Origin of the sequence: Methanoculleus sp. UBA208, assembly GCF_002498065.1 — an archaeon.
Lineage (GTDB): Archaea > Halobacteriota > Methanomicrobia > Methanomicrobiales > Methanoculleaceae > Methanoculleus.
In genome coordinates this window covers 1-19,048 of sequence record NZ_DAFZ01000099.1, presented here as the reverse complement: position 1 = coordinate 19,048, position 19,048 = coordinate 1, and the positions used below count along the sequence as shown (strand labels likewise).

The window sequence follows — 19,048 nt, the reverse complement described above, 5'->3', positions numbered from 1 at the left end:
AAAATATTTCCAGAATCGCCGTTCCGGGCGGGGATCTCGTTACCCCGGCCCGGCTGCACGGAACAATAGTTTTCCCGTCGGTTCACAAACCGGAACAAATTAATATATTTCGACAACCTCCATCTTCTGTAAGCACTTTAAGGGTGCTTTTCAGGACCGCAGAAGGACCTATACGTGACCTACACCGAGCCTCCAGACCGCATTTACAGCGCGCAGCCGGACTACCGGATACTCGAGGGTATGGAAGACGCATTTCTCGTGGTCGACGAGGACGCCGGCATAATCTGGGCGAACACGGCCTGCCGCCGGATGCTCGGAGTGCCCGGGAGCGAACCCGGACAGATCGCCGAAGCGCTCGGGGCGATGAGCAACCTTGCGGACGGGGACAGGATCCCGGAGTTCGAGTGCCGGTTCCCGGGACCGGGCGGAGAGCGGCGGTATCGCTGCTCGGGCTCCCGGGCCCCTTCCGGGCAGGGGTGGGTGCTCCGGCTCCGGGAAGCCCCGGACAGCAGGGATTATGAAGCGATCGTCGAGTACACCGGGACGGCGACGATCCTCATCGAGGGCGACGGCACCGTCTCGGTGGCGAACACCGAGTTCGAGCGGCTCTCCGGGTACCCGCGCGCCGAGATCGTCGGAAAAAAGCGGCTGACCGATTTCATCGGTTCCGAAGACGAACGCCGGCGGCTAATGGGATACCATACTCTCCGGCGGAGAGATCCCGCAGCCACGCCGAAGAACTACTCCTTCATGTTCATCGATTGTTCCGGCACCCTTCACACCGTCGAGGTCACCATCGGCCTGATCCCGGGGACGGCCCGCTCGGTGATGTCGCTCGTCGACGTGACCGAGCAGAGGCGTGCGGAGCGGGCGCTGCAGGAGAGCGAAGAGCGGCTGAATCTCGCGCTCTCGGCGGCAAACGAAGGGCTGATCGACTGGGACGTCGGCACCGGCACGATCTTCTGCAGCCCGCGGGGTTACACGATGCTCGGCTACGAACCGGGGGCATCCTTGCTCACGCTCCCCGCGATCCTCTCGCTCGTCCACCCGGAGGACCGCGGCCGCGTGGAGGGTGTTCTCGCCGGGATGGCCACCGGGGAGCGCGACCGCTGCGCGATGGAGTTTCGGATGAGGTCCGCATCGGGAGAATGGGTCTACGTGCTCGACCGGCTCCGGGTGGTCGAGCGCGACGGCGACGGGACGCCGCTCCGGATCGCGGGGACGCAATCCGACATCACGGAACGGAAGCGCGCCGAGAGAGAACTCATGGTCCGGGGGATGGCGATCGAGTCGTCGCTTGCCGCGATCGCCATCGCCGACCTTAACGGCTACATCACGTACGTCAACCGGGCGCTGCTTGCGATGGGCGGAGTCACCGATCCCGGTGAGGTCCTCGGAAGGCATCTCACGGAGTTCTGGGTAGACCCGGGGAAGGTCGAGAAGGTCCTTGCGACGTTCGCGGAGCGAGGCAGGTCTACCGGAGAACTGATCGGCCGCAGGGCCGATGGAACGGAGTTTATCGCCCATATCACCGCGAACGTCGTCACCGACGAGTCCGGGAGCCCGGTCTGCATCCTCGCAACCGCCGTCGATATCACCGAGGAGAGACGCATGGCGCAGGCGCTCCGGGAGAGCGAGGAGCGCCACCGGACGCTGGCGGAACTGGCGCCGGATGTCATCTTCCTCGTCGGCGTGGAAGGGGATGTCCTCTATGTGAACAGTGCCGGCGGCCTTCTGGTCGGTGCGGAGCCGGAGAGCTTGCGGGGAAAGAACATCGGGGAGATATTCCCATCCGAGACCGCGGATAGGTGGATCGCGGCGCTCCTGACCGCAGCAGAACCGGGAGGGGAGATCCTCACCGAGGAGACCCCGGTGCCCGTGGACGGTGGAGTTGTCTGGCTGGAGACACGTCTCATTCCGATGACTGACGCCGACGGCACCGTCCGGAGCCTGCTCGGGATCAGCCGCGACGTCACCGAACGGAAACAGGCGGAAGAGCGGCTCCGTTTCCAGGCCCGGGTGCTCTCGCAGGTGGACGACGCCGTGATCGCGATCGATGCCGGAGGGCGGATCACCTACACGAACCGGGCCGCAGAAAGGCTCTACGGCGTTCCTTCGGGCGAGGCTCTCGGCCGGCTGGAGACGGAACTCTTCACCTACCAGTGGATCGGCCCGGGCGACGAACGGGAGGCGCGGGATGCCCTCCGGGAATCCGGGGCCTGGCGCGGCGTTACCGTCCACCGGAAGAGGGATGGAGAGATCATGTTCGTCGACGAGACCCTCAGCACCTTAAACGACGGTTCCGGGCAGAGAACCGGGACGCTCTGCTCCATCCGCGACATTACCGAGCAGAAACGTGCCGAGCTCGAACTGCGGGTCAAGGATATGGCGATAGCGTCGGCACTCGACGCCATCTCTCTTTCCGATCTCGACATGAGGATCATCTACGTCAACCGTGCCTTCCTCGCCGTGCACGGGTGGGAGCAGGAGGAGATCATCGGGCAGCCGATCTCGGTGCTCTGGGCCGACCCGGGAGAGATGAACCGGATCAGAGAGGAGGTCGTCCGGAACGGCGCCTGGTCCGGGGAGGTGAAAGCGCGGCGAAAAGACGGATCGACCTTCCCCATGCAGCTTGCCCTCTCCGTCGTCACCGATGAAGCGGGCAGACAGATCTGCACGATGGGCTCGGGAATCGACATCACCGAACGCAAGCAGGCCGAACAGGAACTACGGGTCCGGGAGATGGCGATAGCATCGTCATCGAGCACGTTCACCATCGCCGATCTCGACGGCCGCCTGACCTACGTCAACCGGGCGTTCCTCTCCATGTGGGGCTACGAAACTCCCGCCGAGGTGATCGGGAAGCGGGTCACGGAACTCTGGCAGAACGAGGAGGAGGCACGGGCTACGTTTGAGAAAGTCGTCCGCACCGGCAGGCACACCGGCGAGCGGATCGGCAGGAGGCGGGATGGAACAGTGTTCTGTACCATGTTCTCCGGAAACCGGGTCAGAAACAGCGAAGGAGTTCCCATCTGCATCACGGCCTCACTCACCGACATTACCAGCCAGAAACAGGCCGAGGCAAAGATCCAGGCCCATAACCGCGAGCTCCGGGTCCTAAACCGGATCATCGGCGCATCGGCGTCCGCAACGGATATCGATGAAGCCCTGGAGAGGGTGCTCGCGGCAACCCTCGACCTCCTCGATCTCTCCGGCGGCGGCATCTACCTGATCGAGCCGGGGAGGCAGAGAGCGCGGCTCGTCTGCGTGCAGGGCCTTCCCGAAGACTTCCCTCCGCAGCCGTGCATCCCGGACATCACCGCACGGCCCTACGCGGAGGTGCTGGTGGCAGGGGAGCCCCGCTTCTTCGACGACTACCCCGATCTCCGCTATCCGGGGGAGAGCGAGGGGACACCGCACGCGTGCGCCAGCGTCCCGATCATGGCGCACGGAAGAGTCATCGGGGCCCTGAACGTGGCGTCCGGGAGCGGCAGCCCGTTCACCGACGCCGACCGCTCCCTCCTTACGGCCATCGGGAGGGAGGTCGGTACCTCCGTCGAGCGCAGCATGCTGATCCGGCAGCTGGAGACGGCCGAACGGGAGGCAAACCTCTACCTCGATATCCTCAGCCACGATATCAGAAACGCCGAGAACGTCTCGGGCCTCTACACCGACCTCCTCGTCGATATGCTCGAGGGGGAGGTAAGAGGCTACGCAGAGAAACTCAGGAGCAGCCTCAGGAAGAGCGTCGAGATCTTAAGAAACGTCTCGACGATCCGCCGTATCCACCACGAATCGGCCGTGCTCGTGCCGGTAGAACTTGACAGGGTGATCCGGGACGAGATCGGGATCTTCTCCGGGAGCCGGATCCGCTACGCGGGCACGAACCTCGCGGTCATGGCAGACCCGCTCCTCTCCGAGGTTTTCACGAACCTCATCGGGAACGCCGTCAAGTTCGGGGGGCCCGACGTCACAATCGCGATCCGGGTCGAGGAGCAGGATGGTGAGGTCCGGATCTCGGTCGAAGATACCGGGCCGGGGGTTCCCGACGGGATGAAAGAGGCCGTATTCATGCGGTTCGGGCAGAACAGGAGCCGCAAAAGCGGCCAGGGGCTCGGGCTCTACATCACCCGGATGCTTGTTACGCGTTACGGTGGCCGGATCCGGGTGGACGACCGGGTGCCGGGCCGTCCGGAGTGCGGCGCGGCGTTCCGGTTCACCCTGAAGAAAGCCTGAAAAAAAGAGAGGGCCTCAGATGAGCGACCAGACGAGGAGCCCGGCGGAGGCGGCCATGAGCACGGCAAAGACGGCCGGGTTCCAGGCGAGGACCTTGCGCCCGTCGAGAACGCTGATCGGGAGCATGTTGAACGTGGCGATCATTGCGTTGATCCGGAGCCCGACGAGGCCCACGATGGCGAGGAGCCCGCCGCCGAAGAGCACGAGGGCCGCAAACGGTATGCAGAGGAGCAGGTTCGTGATCGGGCCCGCCGCCGATATCCGTCCGTTCTCGGTCCGTGTTGCGTTCCCGTAGACGTAGGTCGCCCCCGGCGCCGCAAAGACGACCCCGACGAGTGCCGCCAGCACCACGGCGACGAGGAGCATCTGGTTATCTTTCTTGAACTCGGCCCAGTAGCCGTAGCGCATGGCGGCGAACTTGTGCGCCAGCTCGTGGAGGACGAAGGCGACTCCCACCGTGACGAGGGACCTCGCGAAGAAGAAGACGAGCCCGGTAAGGTCTATCCCGCCCCGGACATAGATCAGGGTGAAGGCGACCGAGATGGCAAGCCACGCGATCAGGAGGTCCCGGCGCTCGCGTGGCGGTATTCGTTCGAGCATCCGGTACCAGGTTTGTCCCGGCATCATAATATCCTTCGCTTCACGGAGGCCGGGCCATCAGGTTTATTCCCCGGCCGGAGCCAATCATCTAGTATGTCCCTTGATGCCGTCAGGAACGGAGTCCGGGAGATAGACGAGCGGATCATCGACCTGGTTGCAGAGCGGCAGAGACTGGCGACGAGAATCGCCCGCTTCAAGCAGGAGAACGGTCTTCCCATCCGCGACGAGGAGCAGCGCAGGGTGGTCCTCGACCGGGTCTTCACCTACGCCGTCGAGAGCCGGATCGACCCGGTCGCCGTGCGGAGGATCTTTGAGATCCTGATCGAGATGAACGAAGAGCGGCAGCGGGAATGCAGCGGCGACGGCAATCTTCCGTGAAGAAAAAAGTTATTGAGAAAGCATCGTCCCGACGCCCTGGTCGGTGAAGAGCTCGAGGAGCAGGTTGTGCTCCCGGTTGCCGTTCAGGACGTGGGCGCTTACAACACCGTTCCTGACCGCTTTCATGCACCCCTCGAGTTTCGGGATCATCCCGCCGGCGATGATCCCTTCGCCGATCATCGCCTCCGCCTCGGGGAGCGTCAGCCGGTGGTAAACCAGGGTCCGGTCGGGGTTCATCACCCCGTCGACGTCTGTCAGGTTGATCAGTTTGAACGCTCCTAAAGCAATCGCGATCTCGGCCGCCGCCGTATCGGCGTTGATGTTCAGGCTCCGGCCCTGCCGGTCGATGGCGATCGGGGCCACCACCGGGATGTAGTTCTGGGCAAGGAGGCAGTGGAGCACCTCGGGGTCGACCTCCTCGATCTCGCCGACCTGGCCGAGATCCACCTCCTGCATGACCTCTCCGACCTGCACCCGCTGGGGTTCCATCTTCCGGGCGATGAGGAGGTTGCCGTCGTTGCCGGAGATCCCGACCGCACGGGTGCCGCAGTTGGCGATGAGGGAGACGATTCCATCGTTGATCTTTCCCACGAGAACCATCTGGGCGATCTCGAGCGTCTCGGGATCGGTGATCCGCAGGCCGCCGACGAATTTGGGCTCTTTGCCCATCGCCTGCATCTTCGCGGTGATCTCCGGCCCCCCGCCGTGGACCAGGACGACCTTCATCCCCACATAGCGCAGAAGGACGGCGTCCCGGATCACCGTCTCGAGGATGCTCGGGTCGACCATCGCGTGGCCGCCGAGCTTGATCACGATCGTCCTGCCGTAAAACTTCTGGATGTAGGGGAGCGCCTCCATCAGCACATCTTCTCGTTTCATGTCGTATACTTCCCGTTGATCTCTACGTACTTCTCGGTGAGGTCGCACCCCCACGCCGTCGCCTTTCCCGCGCCTGCCGCAAGGTCGAGGTCGAACGCGACGGTCGCACCGCGCATCGCGGCATTCGCCGCCCCGAGATCGGCGACGATCTCGCCGCGGAGGACGAGCGGGGTACCTCCGACCGAAAGCGAGACCGCGTAGTGGTCGAACTCCACACCGGCTCTGCCTGCGGCGGCAACTACCCGGCCCCAGTTCGGGTCCTCGCCGTAGACGGCGGTCTTGACGAGCGGGGAGGCGACGATCGTCCGCGCCACGGCGGCGGCGGCGTCCTCGTCGGGAGCGCCGCGGACGGTGACCTCGAGGAGTTTCGTCGCCCCTTCGCCGTCGCGGGCGATCTGGACGGCAAGGTCGCGGCAGACGGCCTCGACGGCCCTCGCGAGCTCGGCCCGGTCCACCCGGCCTGCGGCGCCGGTCGCGGTGCAGAAGGCGACATCGTTCGTGCTCGTGTCGCCGTCGACGACGACCCGGTTGAACGACCGCCTGGCCGCCTGGCGGAGGATATCGCGGAGGACCGGGGCCTCGACCTGTGCGTCCGTGTAGATGAACGCGAGCATCGTCCCCATGTTCGGGGCGATCATCCCGCTTCCCTTGGTGATCCCGCCGACGGAGAACGACTCCGTCTCGAATAGGGCGTGTTTTGGGAAGGTGTCGGTCGTCATGATCGCCCGTGCCGCCGCATCCTCGGCTTCACTGCTCCGGGCAAGGAGCGGTGCGACCCGGCCGCACTGGTCGTGGATCCGGGGGAGATCGAGGTAGCGCCCGATCACCCCGGTGCTCGCGACGCCGACCGATGCGGGGTCAAGGCCAAGGGCTCCGCCCGCAATCTCGCACATCTCCGCCGCGTCGCGGTAGCCCCGCTCGCCGGTGTAGGCGTTCGCGCACCCGCTGTTGACGACGACGGCGTCGAGGGTGCCTCTCCGCATCCGCTCCATCATCACCTCGACCGGGGCCGCCCGCACCTTATTCGACGTAAAGACCCCGGCCGCGGTACCGCTCGCCCGGATAAGGGCGAGCCCGTATTTCCCTTCCCTGATCCCCGCGGCGGTGACGCCTTCGACCGCACAGATGCTCCTCACGCTCTCTCCTCCCCGGCGGACGCCCCGAGGCCGTGAACGATATCCGCCCGGGTGACGATCCCGACCAGGTTGTCGTCGCGGAGGACCGGGAGGCGTGCAATCCCCTCGCGGAGCATCAGGGAAGCCGCATCGGCAATATCCGAATCCTCGTCGATGGCGATGACCGGGCTGCTCATCACCCGCCGCACCTCCATGTTGCCGATATCGGTGAGCGCGCGCTTCGTCCGCTCCCAGTTGATAAACTCCCTGACCGGGACCTCGATCACCTCGATCGGCGAGGGGAGCCAGAGGTCGTCGGAGAGGTCGCCGGTATCGAGGAGCGAGAGGATGTCCGTCTCGGTGACGATACCCGCCACCCGGTCGCCGTCCATCACGGGAAGCCCGCCGATGTGGTACTTCCGGAGCAGTCCCGCCGCCTCGCTCACCGTTGAAGCGACCCGGACGGTCACGGGGTCCGGGGTCATAACATCTCTTACCTTCATCTTCATCACCTCAGGGGAGCATCCCGGCGGTGCGCAGACCGGTGTCTTCCGCAAACCCGCACATCAGGTTCATGTTCTGGATCGCCTGGCCGCTCGCGCCCTTGACCAGGTTGTCGATCGCCGAGACCGCGACGACCCGGTCGCCCTCGCTCTCGACGGCGACGTCGCAGAAGTTCGTCCCGCGGACGGCCGCGAGGGTCGGTTTCTGGTAGCGGACGAAGAACTCGTTCGCGTAGAACTTCTTATAGAGAGCCTCGACCTCGTCCTGCCCCATCGGCTCGTTGAGGAGGATATGGGCCGTCGTCAGGATGCCCCGGTTCACCGGGAGGAGGTGGGGCGTGAAGTAGCACCGGGCGGTTGAACCGAGCCGGGCGGCTTCCTGCTTCATCTCGGCGAGGTGGCGGTGGGTCGTCCACTTGTAGGCGCTGAAGTTGTCGCCGACGTTTCCGTAGTGGGTGGTCGCGGACGGGGTGTTCCCCGCACCCGAAACCCCGGTCTTTGAGTCGTAGATGATGGCGTGGGCGAGTTTCGCGAGCGGTGCCGCCGCAAGCGTCGCCCCGGTCGGGAAGCAGCCCGGGTTCGCGACGAAGGAGGTACCCCTGATCTCGTCCCGGTGGAGCTCGGGCAGGCCGTAGGGGGCCTCGAAGTAGGCAGTATGGGATACGCCGTAGGTCTTCTCGTAGACATCTTTTGGGAGACGGTAGTCGGCCGAGAGGTCGACGGTCTTAATCCCCCGCTCCGTCAGCGTCCCGGCCACCTTCATCGCCGCCGTGTGCGGTACGGCGAGGAAGGCGAAGTCGGCATCGATATCGCCGGCTTCGGTGTTCCGGAAGGCGAGATCGGTCAGTCCCCGGAGGTGGGGGTGGACCGAGGCGATGGGGGTGCCGTCCAGTTTCCGGGATGTTGCCGCGACGACATCCGCGGACGGGTGGTGCAGCAGGAGCCGCATCAACTCACCGCCGGTGTATCCGGATGCGCCGATAATCGCAATTTCCATAAGAAAGAGGTGTCGTTTATAGAATCTTAAGGTTTTGTGGTGTATCGTTCGTAGAGCCGGGCGGCCAGGGACTCGATCTCGTCTCTTCCCTCGAGCCCGTCGAGGAGATCCGGCGGGAGGGCGGATTTCCCGTAGGTCGCGCCCGCGTAGGCTCCGCAGATGAGCGCGATGGTGTCGGTGTTCCCCCCGACGTGCGCGGCGGTGGTGAGGAGGACCGTAACGTCTTTGATGCGGCTGATCAGGAAGAGCGCGAGCGGAACGGTCTGGTAGACGGTGACATCGTTGCCTATCACCGATAGAGCGCTTTCGAGGCTGATTCCCTCTTTTGCAAGATTCATGGCGTCGCGGATCTTGTTGCCGAGGGCGACGTCTTCGAGGGCGGCATGCTTCCCGGCAAGGGAGAGGGCGTCGGAGCGGCCGCGGACGGCGTGGTGGACGAGCATCGCGACGGTGACCGCTCCCGCATGCGCCGCCGGGTGAGTGTGGGTGACGCTGCAGGCCTGGACCACCCGTTCGGTGACGTCGACGGGATCGCCGTAGAGAAGCCCGAACGGGACGGCGATGCCGGTGCAGCCGGCGGTGTTGGAGGAGACGCCGCCCGGCTTGCCGCCGGCGAGGAGGAGATGGCGGCACGCGGCGTCCACGGCGCCGTCGGGGAACCGGAGCTCCTCGTTCATGTACATCCGGGCAAGGGCGGTAGCGTACGCACTCTCCGAGTAGGTGCCGTCGGCGAGCATCCCGGCGACAAGGAGCATCATCTGGGTGTCGTCGGTGAACTGCCCGGGTTTCAGCCCGGCGTTCGGGTGCCCCCGCCAGGCACGGCGGTAGCCCTCGTGGAGGCGCTGGAAGTCGGGCGGCGTGCTCTCCCGCGCCATGCCGAGCGCGTCCCCGATGGCGGCCCCGAGAAGGCAGCCCTTGAACTGATCGAGCATTTGAGTAGTATCTCTCTTAAGGTTCCTCTTAAGGGTTGTTGTTCTGCGCGCGGGGGAGAACGGGTTTATCTCCGGTCCTCCGTCTTATGCCCATCCAGACTGCGCATCGCGATACTCACGATCAGGCAGATGACCGCTGCACCGAGGAATACCTCCAGGTACAGCCCGGCCTGCAACCCTAACGAGAAGAACCCCTCATACCCGGACACCCCGGCCGTCCCGATCGCTTCTGCAAGAGCGTCGAAGAGTATGCCGAGAACGGGCAATTTCTCCGCGAAGATCGGCGGTGCGGAGCCGGGCAGTTTGTCCGGGCCTAAGAACAGGGCAATCAGGAACGGCAGCTGGGAGAGCGACCCGGCTGCAGCACATAATCTTCTGCCGTTCGTAGCAGCGTTCCCGAACAGAAAATACGCCGTCGCGACAGAGGATGCCGAGACCGTAACAATCGAGAGCAGGATTATCCCGGATACCAGCGGGCTCGCAGGGACGCCGGCATAGATCGTACCGATCGTGCCGGACGCAATCGCAGCGATTCCTATCCCGAACGAGACCACCGGGCGCCGCTTTTCGCCCTCCAGCCTCCCGATCAGGGCTATGAGAGCAAAAGGCCACGCGAGGACGAAGGCGATAGCCGGAAAGAACATCACACTCACGGCGCGTCCTTCCCGCGGAATCTCCGGATGAGGACGTAGCCCACCGCGAGGACGATCACGGCCCCGAGAGCGCACCCAAGGTGCACGGGGTTGTAGAAGATGCTGTACGCACTTTCGGCGCCGCCGTAAGCCACCGTATCTGCGGGCTTGGCAAGCACGGTTTGCCGGGTGTCCTCGGCACCGGTCTGCGAGGTTTCGCCGCTCATCGGGTTGAACCGCACGTCTTCACCCGGATCCGTGGCTGCATGTGCCACACCGCTGCCGGCCAGGATGAAGAGCAGCAGGGCGACGCAGATCAACCCTCCCCGGCCGGTACCGTTCATGAATCGTCTTTCTTCCATCGGTCTTCACCTGCCGGCGCGTCCCGGGACACCGATCCCGGTATTCACGGTGGAGACGTCGACGTTCCTCTATAAACCATTTCTGTGCCGGGAAGCTACACGTCGGGTCGCCCGGCAAGGTGCGTCGGGGGCACCTGTGCCGCTAAGCCTGCAGCGCCCTCATAACATCAATCAGGGTCACTGAAGGATTGATGAGCCTGCTCAGGCCGCATGCGGATATGATGTCCCGTTCGTCGTAAATGATGTGCACGACCTTCTGCTCCCCGCCGACCTCGACCGTCCCTGCCTGGCCAATGACAAGCGACGTCGAGCCGCACCGGACCGTCCCGAGGATCACGTCGCTGCCGACGGTGAACGAGGCCAAACTCCCGGGCTTGCCGGCGACGGTTCCCTCAAAACGCCATGTAGAAGGAAGGGCGACTTCAAACGTGCCCGACTCGTTCCTGACGAAGGCCCGGGCGCCTTCGGCGACGGGGGCCGGCACCGGTTCGAGGTCGAGCACGAACTCCCGGCCGGGGAGGCGGAGCGTCACCGGGCTGCCCGAACCCGCGTCGGCAACGAAAGCCGCCGGATCGGCGGTCACGAGGTCGTAATCCCGGAGAGGGGGAAGGTTTGTGAGGTTCGCCCCGCCGACCGTCGGCACCGGGCTGAAGTACGCAGGATAGGTCATGACGACCTGCGTCGTAGGGCCGGACGGCATCCCCGGTGCCACCACGTATCCGGCGTCGGGGAACGTCACGTTCTCATCGAGCAGGATCAGGCCGGGGTGTTGCCGTGCGATCTCCTCGGTGATCGGAACCCTCTGCGGGGTTTCAATGACCGGATTGTACATCGACATGTCCCGGGGCCCGGCCCACTCGTCGAAGGTATCGAGCCAGTTCGTGGTGCCCCCGGCGGAGCCCGCCGGGAGGAGGAGCGCCAATATCAGGAGTATTTTGATTACCCGCATACCCGGTCACCTCATTGGTTGAGAGGGATCTCAGCATTCTTCTATAAACGATTTCTGTGGCGCGCGTCTACGCGTCGGGCCTGCTCGCTCGATCTCCGACCCGGACCCGGTCGCAATGCGCCGGGAACCCGGGCCAAACCGGATCAGGGTTCGATTGTGTCCCCTCCGTCCGGTAAGAACACGACTCCCTACGGGTGCGTCCCGGTGGGCGTGGGGACCGGCACCGTGGGCGCTTCGGCCACGGGTGGCGTCGATCCCGGCTGCGTTGCCGGAGGGACGATGACGGGAGTACGTTTGTAACTCTTTGTGACGGCAACTACCGCCTCCTTCTCCAGGTCCACGAAGACCCAGAGACGCACGTCTTTGGTATCTATGCTGACAACGGGCAACCGTTCCGACCGTTCCACGCCCCCGGAGGCGCCTGTCAGTGTATCGTAGTACACATCCCGGATCTCGTATTCTCCAGAGAGATACTCCCTCACGGTGGTGTTCTCCAGGGCAATTCGAACCGCTTCCGCTTTCTCGTCCTCCGAAAGTTCGGGAGGGGCCGCAGGTCCGTCCTCCGTCTCCATGCAGCCGGATAAAAGTGTTGCAAAAATGAGAATGATCACTCCTGTTACGAACAACCGTTCTGTCATATCAGATCCAGGTAAAGTACTTCCATGCGTTTCCTACTATGCTGTGGGATTCTCGTATCGGACAGGGAACAGGAGAACTGAACCACTGCGTGGGAACTTCCGCGTTCCACCACACCGCACCATTCCCCTGATAGAGGAAACCGTCTTGATAAACCGCAATACCTGAGTCGTCGGTCCAGGCAGGAACACTCTCGTCCGACCAGATCTCATTGGCATAGTTAACATCGTTTTCTCTGAACGCCAGGTGCCCGCTCCGCACCCACTCTCCATCGATCCAGATATGGTACAGGTAACCACTGCTTTCATATGTGTCGGTTACGTAGATGATGTAGTTCCTGTAGGTTGACGAATCGGTTTCGCCGTGGAACTGCCACCCACCTTCATCATTATCGTACGTAAAGCGCTGTTTCACGTTATCCGGGACAGACCTTGCAACACCCACTTCGGTCCAGCATTCGGTCGAGGGATTCGGCTTCCTTCCAACATGTGTCGTAATCACATGTTGATACGTCCCTTCTTGTTCGACGATCATCTGGCTTGGCTTCATATATGTGTTGATTCCCCTGTATACGTTGTTATTTGTGACGTACATCATCTGGAGGGCCTGTTCAAGTGCTCTCGTACCTACTTCGGCATCAAATGGTGAGTAGTCTGAACCACGAATTTTCTGAATGATTTTCATTTCTTCAGCTGAAGGAGGCGTCCCCTTCCAGCAAGCTCCGGTTTTGGGATCCCAACCATAACCCTGTTTCGCCAGTTCTCTCGTAATGTCCTCAGTTGTATAGTTTTTAGACTTCAATTCGTCGATAAGTATCGCTACAGGGCTTTCAAACTCATTGAGCTTCTCTACTTCTTCTTTTGCAGGCAGGCATTCTCGGATAACTACTGGATCGGCAGATTCATACTGTTCGGCCGCTCCAGGCACTGCAACTACCGCACTCACCAGCAGCATCGCCAGAAGCACGGAGACTGCTCAAACTCCAACTTTTCCGTTCATGTGTTTTTCCTCCAGTTTTCTCCCCGGAGGCAGGAGAGACACACGTTTAAGTACGGAGAACGCGTACATCCCATTGCCTCCGGGCACGCGGGGTTCTTCATCCGGGGCGTCAGACCTGGGGATGGGCGACCCCCGCACACAAACGGGTACCGCATGCGGCACCCGATGCGATTCTGGGTCGTTAGAGCATATAAAATCAGCAGGCATCGTTCGGCTGGAACCGAACGCACGATAAACCTTCTTATGGCAGGACAATAATCCCTGCCCCTGGAGGCAGGACCCGCCGACACTCCACAGTCCCGGACAGCCGCACCTTTACCCATCCACCATGCAGCAGATCGCAAAGTTTAAGATTTGTTCGGCCAGAACCGAACGACGACAGCGGGCTTTATAAGATTCCCCCTCGAATTCGGGTTTAGTTCCGGGTGCAGGGACGCCCGGACGCTCCTTGAGGGATACTTATGAAACGATGGTTATTCATGCTGGCAGCACTCTTCCTGCTCGCGGCTCTGCCTGCTGCCGCCAGCGCCGCACCACTCACGCACAACTATGACTGTTCGGATACGACGCCGACAGCCTACGACACACGGGTGGATCAGGCTGCGATATACTACTCCAGCTCGTCGTCCACGAATGCACATGCGTCGACGGCTTACAGTCAGTTCAGGTCGGACGCTGTATTCTTCTTCAACGGTCACGGCCTCTACTACGACGACTCGCATAAAGGCGGTGGGATAAAGTTCTCCTCGGAATCCTGGATACTTGCCGACACCGACGGCCACTACCCGGGAAACTACCAGTATTACATATCTGATTACGGGACCGACATCAGGGATGTCCTGCTCGCGGTCTACCTCGCCTGCCATACGTCCCACTACAACCCTTACAACGGAGATCTTCTCCAGCAGACCATGAACAAAGGCGCAGACATCTGCCTGGGGTTCGACGGCGAGGTCGAGGTCGAAAACGGAAAGTGCTGGTCCGGGAGCTTCTGGGACCGGTTGCGAAACGGGGAGACCGTTGCAAGCGCCGCAAGCAATGCAAAGGACGACTGCTACTTGCACTGGCCGTTCGGTTACCACGGAGTGGACACCTACGAGATCTCCGGCAGTTACAACAGTTGTCTCACTCCCGCTCGCTACGGAGTCTATTAATGAGGTGATTCAATCATGAAACGGATACACATTGTTGCAATGCTATGCCTCGTCGTCGCGGTCTCGGTCGTGTCGGCGGCCGGCGCCAGCGCTCCGATCGGGGTGGATACTGCGAAAGAAAGAGCACAGGACTTTCTTAACGCACCCGACGCAACCGTCCAGTACCAGAAGACCGAACGCCTGAATCTGGGAGAGTACTATGTCTTTGGTACCGGAGACGGACAGATTTACGTCAACGCCCGGACCGGGGCGGTCGAACGTGCCACGTTCGACTCCGCACGGAAGGATTCCCGCGATGTCCGGCTGGATCGGGCCGCAGCCGAAGCAACGGCAAGGGCCTACGCCGAAGAGAAGTACAGCGGCTTTGGGAAGAAGAACATGCGGCTTACCAGATCGGACCTGGTTTCTCACGGCGATGCGGGCAGCGAGTATTCGTACATCTGGAGAGAAGAGATCAGCGGTGTCCTCACGCCGAACACAGTCGTCGTGAACCTTAACCCGAGCACCGGCGAGATCATCTCGTACCTCGGGATCCAGCGGGAGATCGAATGCTCGCTTGAACCGAAACTTTCCCGGGACGAGGCGCTGAAGATCGCAGCCGGGCAGTTCCCGGGAATCCGGGTGACCAATGCAACGGCCGACCTCTCCGTTGAGTACACCCGACCGGACGCACAGACGCTGACATGGGTGATTACGATAAGAGGCGAGCCTGTGGATCATGTCCTCCAGGGAGGGCTCGTCATCATCGACGCACAGACCGGAGAAGTGCTGATGGTGAGTCCATACCTCTAAATCACCTCTTTTCCTAATGTGATACAATGCACTCGAAGACGTGGGTATGGCTCGGTATCGGCGCCGTTCTCATCCTTGCTGCGGCAAACCTCGCCATACTTGCGGCCTTTCCCCCTGGGCACCAGCACGTGCAGGAACCGCTCAAGCGGGTGGACTGGATACTGCCGTTCGGACCGGGGTTCGAGTACCGCGATCCCTACGAGAGCCCGGTGATCGTCTACGACGGGATGAACGAGACCTGGCGCCTGCAAAACGCCGCCGCCTGGAACCGGACCATCTCCCTCGATGACCGCTACAGCCTCGACCCGGCGCATCCGGAGGATATCCGGTACACCCCCGATATCGCGATCGAGGACGGTAAAATCAGCCTCGACTTCTTCGTCCGGAACCTCGCTGGTGAAGACTGCGCCCGGGCTGATCTTGCCGTGACGACGGGAGTTGAGCGCCTGAACGCCACCACGGGGTCGCCGGAGGGCGATGTCCTCCCCGGCGCCACGACCACGCTGCCTATCAACGACCTCGCCGCCGGGGAGTGGCGCGAAGTGCGGGTGACGGCGGACCTCCCGCGGCCCGGCCCGGAGGAACTCCTCTACCTGACGATCGGTCTTGCCGCCCCGGACACCTTCACGACCCCGAACCGCACACCGATCGACTTCGACTTCCGGCGGGCGACCGTCACCATACCGGGTTCCAACGTCTCCTGGAAAGAGGAGATCGCCCCCGGCTCTACCCCTGACCCCAACCTCAACACGGCCCGCCCCCCCAGGGGATCGGCGACTTTCGTCGTAGCGGGGAGAGATGCACCTAAACCGGTCCCGCCGCCGACTATCCGGGCGGAGTGACGGGGAACGACACACCCTTTTTTCGGCCTTACCGGAGCCCGGGACCGTTCCGGAACGCTTTTCCCTACCGGCAGAAGAATATCAGATCATTTCGGGGCAGACCATGGAAAAAGTCACAATCGACCGGGGCGATATCGCTGCGCTATCCTCGGACGTCCGGGTCGCTATCCTCAAATCGCTCGATACCCGGCCCATGACGATGAGCGAGCTCGCCGACGGGCTCGGTCTTGCAAGGTCGACCGTTCATGAGCATCTCAGTGTTCTCGCCGACGCGGATCTCGTGACTCACGAGAATGCCCGGAAATGGCGGGACTACGCCCTGACGAAGAAGGGGCGGCGGATCCTTCATCCGGGGAGAGATCACCGGATCATCATCATCCTCGGTACGTCCCTCGTTGCCATGACGGCCGGATTGCTCTGCGTGACATCGTATCTCCGCGGTTTCGCCGTCCAGGGGGGGAGCGTCGTCCGGGAACCCCTCATTCTCTACGTGGGCGAGGCGCTCCTCGGTGTGACGGTCGTGCTCTGGTGCCTTGCGGTGCGGTGCCGGCGAGGAAACCCCTCTATACCGGAGTAGTTTCTCTCCCAGTCGCACAGACGCCTTCTCCCGGGCCGTGGGGCCGGAATCCCCTGCCGCACCTCCGGTACTGCCTAACTTACAATGAAGTCGATCAGATAGTAACTCCCACGATACTCCACGATCTTCCCCCGGTAACTCTTTGCGATACGCACCGCCTCGTCTTCGGATAGCGGCACCTCCAGGCCGCCGCTGTGGAGGGTTTCGTTCACTGTGGGGAGTTCGGCGAGATCGGCATCGGTGAGCCGGGCGATCTCGTAGCCGGCGTTTCTGAAGTCGGCCTCAGTCCAGTTTGCAGGGTATCCGGAATCTTCCAGCTCCCCGTTGCTGATGTTGTACAGCGTGAGGAAGCAGCCGCTCAGCATCGCGGGCGGGCCCTCCGGTACGACGTCGGCGGAAGAGTAGACGTAGTGGAGAATCCTCTCCGGGAATACGGTATCGTGTTGTCCCGTGCTCTCCACGTAGTACTCGACGCCGCCGATCCTGAACCGGGCGAGAAAAACGCTGTCGCTGACGGTCAGAAGCGCCTCGCCGCCCCCGGCAAGCGTGCCGGTGAAGGAACGCCTCCCCACACTGCGGGATTCGGGGTCGTGCAACGACTCCTGTAGGTCCGCCGCATAGGGTTGCCCGGCGATGTACACGGTCAGCGGTTCGCCGCGGAGCAGGCGGTCCCGGATTGCCTGCGTATCGTAGACAGCGAGGTCGTACCGCCGGACTGACGACGGGATCCCGAGGTCGCCGGGGTCCCGGGCCAAGGCGTCCCTCTTCTCCGTGAAAGAGTCGATATGGACCAGGGCCCTCTCCTGTGGGGTTGTGGTACCGGCGACCTCCGTGCCGGGTCCGAAAACCGCAAAACCTGCCGCCAGCACTGTAGCCACGCCAACCAGAAGCAGAGCCGGGAGCAGGGGATTTTTCTGGATCATTTCAGCAAACCACATGCGATCTGTTCTGAGGGGTGAGGGGCAAGCCCGCTCCACCCCTTTCGGGAACTATTGCCGGCACCTGTACTCACCACCAACAGGGGAAGTTGATTCCCGACCTCAACAATAGGATGCGACAACACCCTTCGTTTCAGTAATTCTCCGCGAGTTATCATGGTTGGCATCGCCATAAAAGCCATCGTTTGCCGAAAATTGCAGCCAGGCGCTTTTCATGAAACAGCCCCACATAACAGTCTGCCAGTACTGATTATGCTCATAAAATTCATACGCTCTGTTATAGGTCTCTGTCTGATATGGTGCATATTCATGAGCCGCATCAAAAGCATGTCCCAATTCATGCATGGTTACAACCGCTCTGTCTTTGAGCACAGCGTCATAGGCCAGTTCCGGACAAAGGTGCACCTCGCAAAGCCGGTGAGCAGCCGTTGCTCAACAGCGTGCGATGGGTATACTCGATACCGGGTGACGTGTCTCATTGCAGACTCCATGCGTCCATGGACACTTATCAGGGTGGTCGTCCCAAAACGATCTCCGGACCTTCGGTATACTCTCATCGGAGCCCTTACTCCTCAGGCATCCACCATCTGAGCCACATCCTGACCCAGGAGGGTGAAACGGCTTCCCATTGGCTATCGTCACGCGGGGGGAGGGACCGGGAGGGGGTGTCCCCCTCCCGGTAACAGCGTTTTAGGACAACTTCAGGGTATAGGGTACCCCGTGCGCGGTGAAAGTATTCTTACCAGGGGGTGCAATTCATCCCCACGGCTCAAGCCGGGGGCTTTCTTGCACCCTTTGGACCCCGGATCTGTAAAGAGGTACCGGCACCCACCTTGATGAACCGGACGGAGCGGAGCCCTCATGAACGGCGCGATCACGGATTTCCTGATAGTCGCAGACCAGATCTTCATCCTGGTGCTCCTGATCGCCGCAGGCTACGTCGCCGTCTCCGCAAAGATCGTGGACCCCCGGGCCACCCGGGGGCTCTCGGGGCTCCTCATCAACATCACCATCCCGGCGCTGATCGTCGCCTCGATGCAGGTGCCCTTCACCCCCGAACGCCTTGCCGGCGCCGAGATCCTGGTCCTCGCGACCGGGATGCTCTACGTCTTCTCGTTCGCCCTCGCCTGGGCGGTCTCCAAAGCCATGCGGGTCCCGGCCGCGGAGGAAGGGGTCCTCCAGTTCGCCATCGTCTTCGGGAACGTGGGGTTCATGGGGTTCCCGGTCGCCCTGACGCTCTTCGGGGAAGAATCGCTTTTTTACGTCGCTATCTTCAATCTCTTCTTCAACGTCCTCGTCTTCTCGGTCGGGATCGCGATGCTCACCGAGGGGAGGGGGAAGGGGTTCGACCCGCGACTCCTCGCGAACCCCGGGATCGCGGCCTCCGTCGTCGGATTCGCCCTCTTTCTCGGCTCGGTGGAGATCCCGGGGCCGTTCATCGACTCGATCGAGCTCCTCGGCGGGGTGACCACGCCGCTTGCGATGATCATCGTCGGGGCGATGGTCGCGACGTTCCCGGCCCGGGAG

At 62.5% G+C, this 19,048-nt stretch carries 19 protein-coding genes; 7 read left to right on the top strand and 12 right to left on the bottom strand.

The genetic code is table 11. From position 1 onward, the window contains the following. The first annotated feature begins 174 nt into the window (after nt 1-174). Nucleotides 175-4,236: a PAS domain S-box protein gene (locus BRA62_RS10515; RefSeq protein WP_292366523.1), complete on the top strand. Its 4,062-nt coding sequence runs from the start codon at nt 175-177 to the stop codon at nt 4,234-4,236. A 15-nt stretch (nt 4,237-4,251) separates the two neighbouring features. Here the strand turns inward: BRA62_RS10515 and BRA62_RS10510 are convergent, their stop codons facing one another. Further along, nucleotides 4,252-4,836 (bottom strand): site-2 protease family protein, encoded by a 585-nt coding sequence (locus BRA62_RS10510; RefSeq protein ID WP_292366537.1) that lies wholly within the window; start codon nt 4,834-4,836, stop codon nt 4,252-4,254. Between the two features lie 93 nt (nt 4,837-4,929). Between BRA62_RS10510 and BRA62_RS10505 the strand changes: the two genes are divergently transcribed. Further along, entirely contained in the window at nt 4,930-5,214 is a 285-nt protein-coding gene (locus BRA62_RS10505) for a chorismate mutase (RefSeq protein WP_292366522.1), read from the top strand. A 9-nt stretch (nt 5,215-5,223) separates the two neighbouring features. On the opposite strand, the gene argB is transcribed toward BRA62_RS10505, so the two are convergent. From argB to BRA62_RS10455, 10 genes are all read right to left on the bottom strand, one after another. Continuing rightward, entirely contained in the window at nt 5,224-6,093 is an 870-nt protein-coding gene (gene argB / locus BRA62_RS10500; protein ID WP_292366521.1) for an acetylglutamate kinase, read from the bottom strand. Further along, nucleotides 6,090-7,229, bottom strand: coding sequence for a bifunctional glutamate N-acetyltransferase/amino-acid acetyltransferase ArgJ (argJ, locus tag BRA62_RS10495; protein WP_292366520.1), 1,140 nt, complete (start codon nt 7,227-7,229; stop codon nt 6,090-6,092). Before argJ ends, argB begins: the two co-directional genes overlap by 4 nt. Next, nucleotides 7,226-7,711, bottom strand: a complete 486-nt coding sequence (locus tag BRA62_RS10490) for a CBS domain-containing protein (protein ID WP_292366519.1) — start codon at nt 7,709-7,711, stop codon at nt 7,226-7,228. Before BRA62_RS10490 ends, argJ begins: the two co-directional genes overlap by 4 nt. 10 nt (nt 7,712-7,721) lie before the next feature. Continuing rightward, a complete protein-coding gene (argC, locus tag BRA62_RS10485; RefSeq protein WP_292366518.1) occupies nt 7,722-8,708 on the bottom strand; it encodes an N-acetyl-gamma-glutamyl-phosphate reductase in 987 nt (328 codons plus the stop codon). A 26-nt stretch (nt 8,709-8,734) separates the two neighbouring features. After that, nucleotides 8,735-9,640 (bottom strand): ADP-ribosylglycohydrolase family protein, encoded by a 906-nt coding sequence (locus tag BRA62_RS10480; protein ID WP_292366517.1) that lies wholly within the window; start codon nt 9,638-9,640, stop codon nt 8,735-8,737. A gap of 65 nt (nt 9,641-9,705) precedes the next feature. Further along, nucleotides 9,706-10,284, bottom strand: a complete 579-nt coding sequence (locus BRA62_RS10475; protein ID WP_292366516.1) for a hypothetical protein — start codon at nt 10,282-10,284, stop codon at nt 9,706-9,708. Between the two features lie 5 nt (nt 10,285-10,289). Next, on the bottom strand, nt 10,290-10,634 hold the full coding sequence (locus BRA62_RS10470; protein ID WP_292366515.1) for a hypothetical protein: 345 nt from the start codon (nt 10,632-10,634) through the stop codon (nt 10,290-10,292). A 142-nt stretch (nt 10,635-10,776) separates the two neighbouring features. Beyond that, nucleotides 10,777-11,583: a hypothetical protein gene (locus tag BRA62_RS10465; protein ID WP_292366514.1), complete on the bottom strand. Its 807-nt coding sequence runs from the start codon at nt 11,581-11,583 to the stop codon at nt 10,777-10,779. A gap of 188 nt (nt 11,584-11,771) precedes the next feature. Further along, the gene (locus tag BRA62_RS10460) at nt 11,772-12,155 is read right to left on the bottom strand and encodes a hypothetical protein (protein WP_292366513.1); all 384 of its coding nucleotides are present in this window, start codon (nt 12,153-12,155) and stop codon (nt 11,772-11,774) included. 67 nt (nt 12,156-12,222) lie between these two features. Further along, complete coding sequence (locus BRA62_RS10455; RefSeq protein ID WP_292366512.1) at nt 12,223-13,185, bottom strand: hypothetical protein; 963 nt, start codon at nt 13,183-13,185, stop codon at nt 12,223-12,225. 494 nt (nt 13,186-13,679) lie between these two features. Between BRA62_RS10455 and BRA62_RS10450 the strand changes: the two genes are divergently transcribed. The 4 genes from BRA62_RS10450 to BRA62_RS10435 all read left to right on the top strand — a co-directional run bounded on the left by BRA62_RS10450 (nt 13,680) and on the right by BRA62_RS10435 (nt 16,583). Continuing rightward, on the top strand, nt 13,680-14,372 hold the full coding sequence (locus BRA62_RS10450; protein ID WP_292366511.1) for a hypothetical protein: 693 nt from the start codon (nt 13,680-13,682) through the stop codon (nt 14,370-14,372). A gap of 15 nt (nt 14,373-14,387) precedes the next feature. Beyond that, a complete protein-coding gene (locus tag BRA62_RS10445; protein WP_292366510.1) occupies nt 14,388-15,164 on the top strand; it encodes a PepSY domain-containing protein in 777 nt (258 codons plus the stop codon). A 26-nt stretch (nt 15,165-15,190) separates the two neighbouring features. Beyond that, the gene (locus tag BRA62_RS10440) at nt 15,191-16,006 is read left to right on the top strand and encodes a hypothetical protein (protein ID WP_292366509.1); all 816 of its coding nucleotides are present in this window, start codon (nt 15,191-15,193) and stop codon (nt 16,004-16,006) included. Nucleotides 16,007-16,109: 103 nt separating this feature from the next. Beyond that, a complete protein-coding gene (locus tag BRA62_RS10435; protein WP_292366508.1) occupies nt 16,110-16,583 on the top strand; it encodes an ArsR/SmtB family transcription factor in 474 nt (157 codons plus the stop codon). Between the two features lie 74 nt (nt 16,584-16,657). On the opposite strand, the gene BRA62_RS10430 is transcribed toward BRA62_RS10435, so the two are convergent. Continuing rightward, nucleotides 16,658-17,506 (bottom strand): hypothetical protein, encoded by an 849-nt coding sequence (locus tag BRA62_RS10430; RefSeq protein ID WP_292366507.1) that lies wholly within the window; start codon nt 17,504-17,506, stop codon nt 16,658-16,660. An 876-nt stretch (nt 17,507-18,382) separates the two neighbouring features. Here BRA62_RS10430 and BRA62_RS10425 point away from each other — a divergent pair. Next, a partial coding sequence (locus BRA62_RS10425; protein WP_292366506.1) for an AEC family transporter occupies nt 18,383-19,048 on the top strand: 666 nt, incomplete at its 3' end.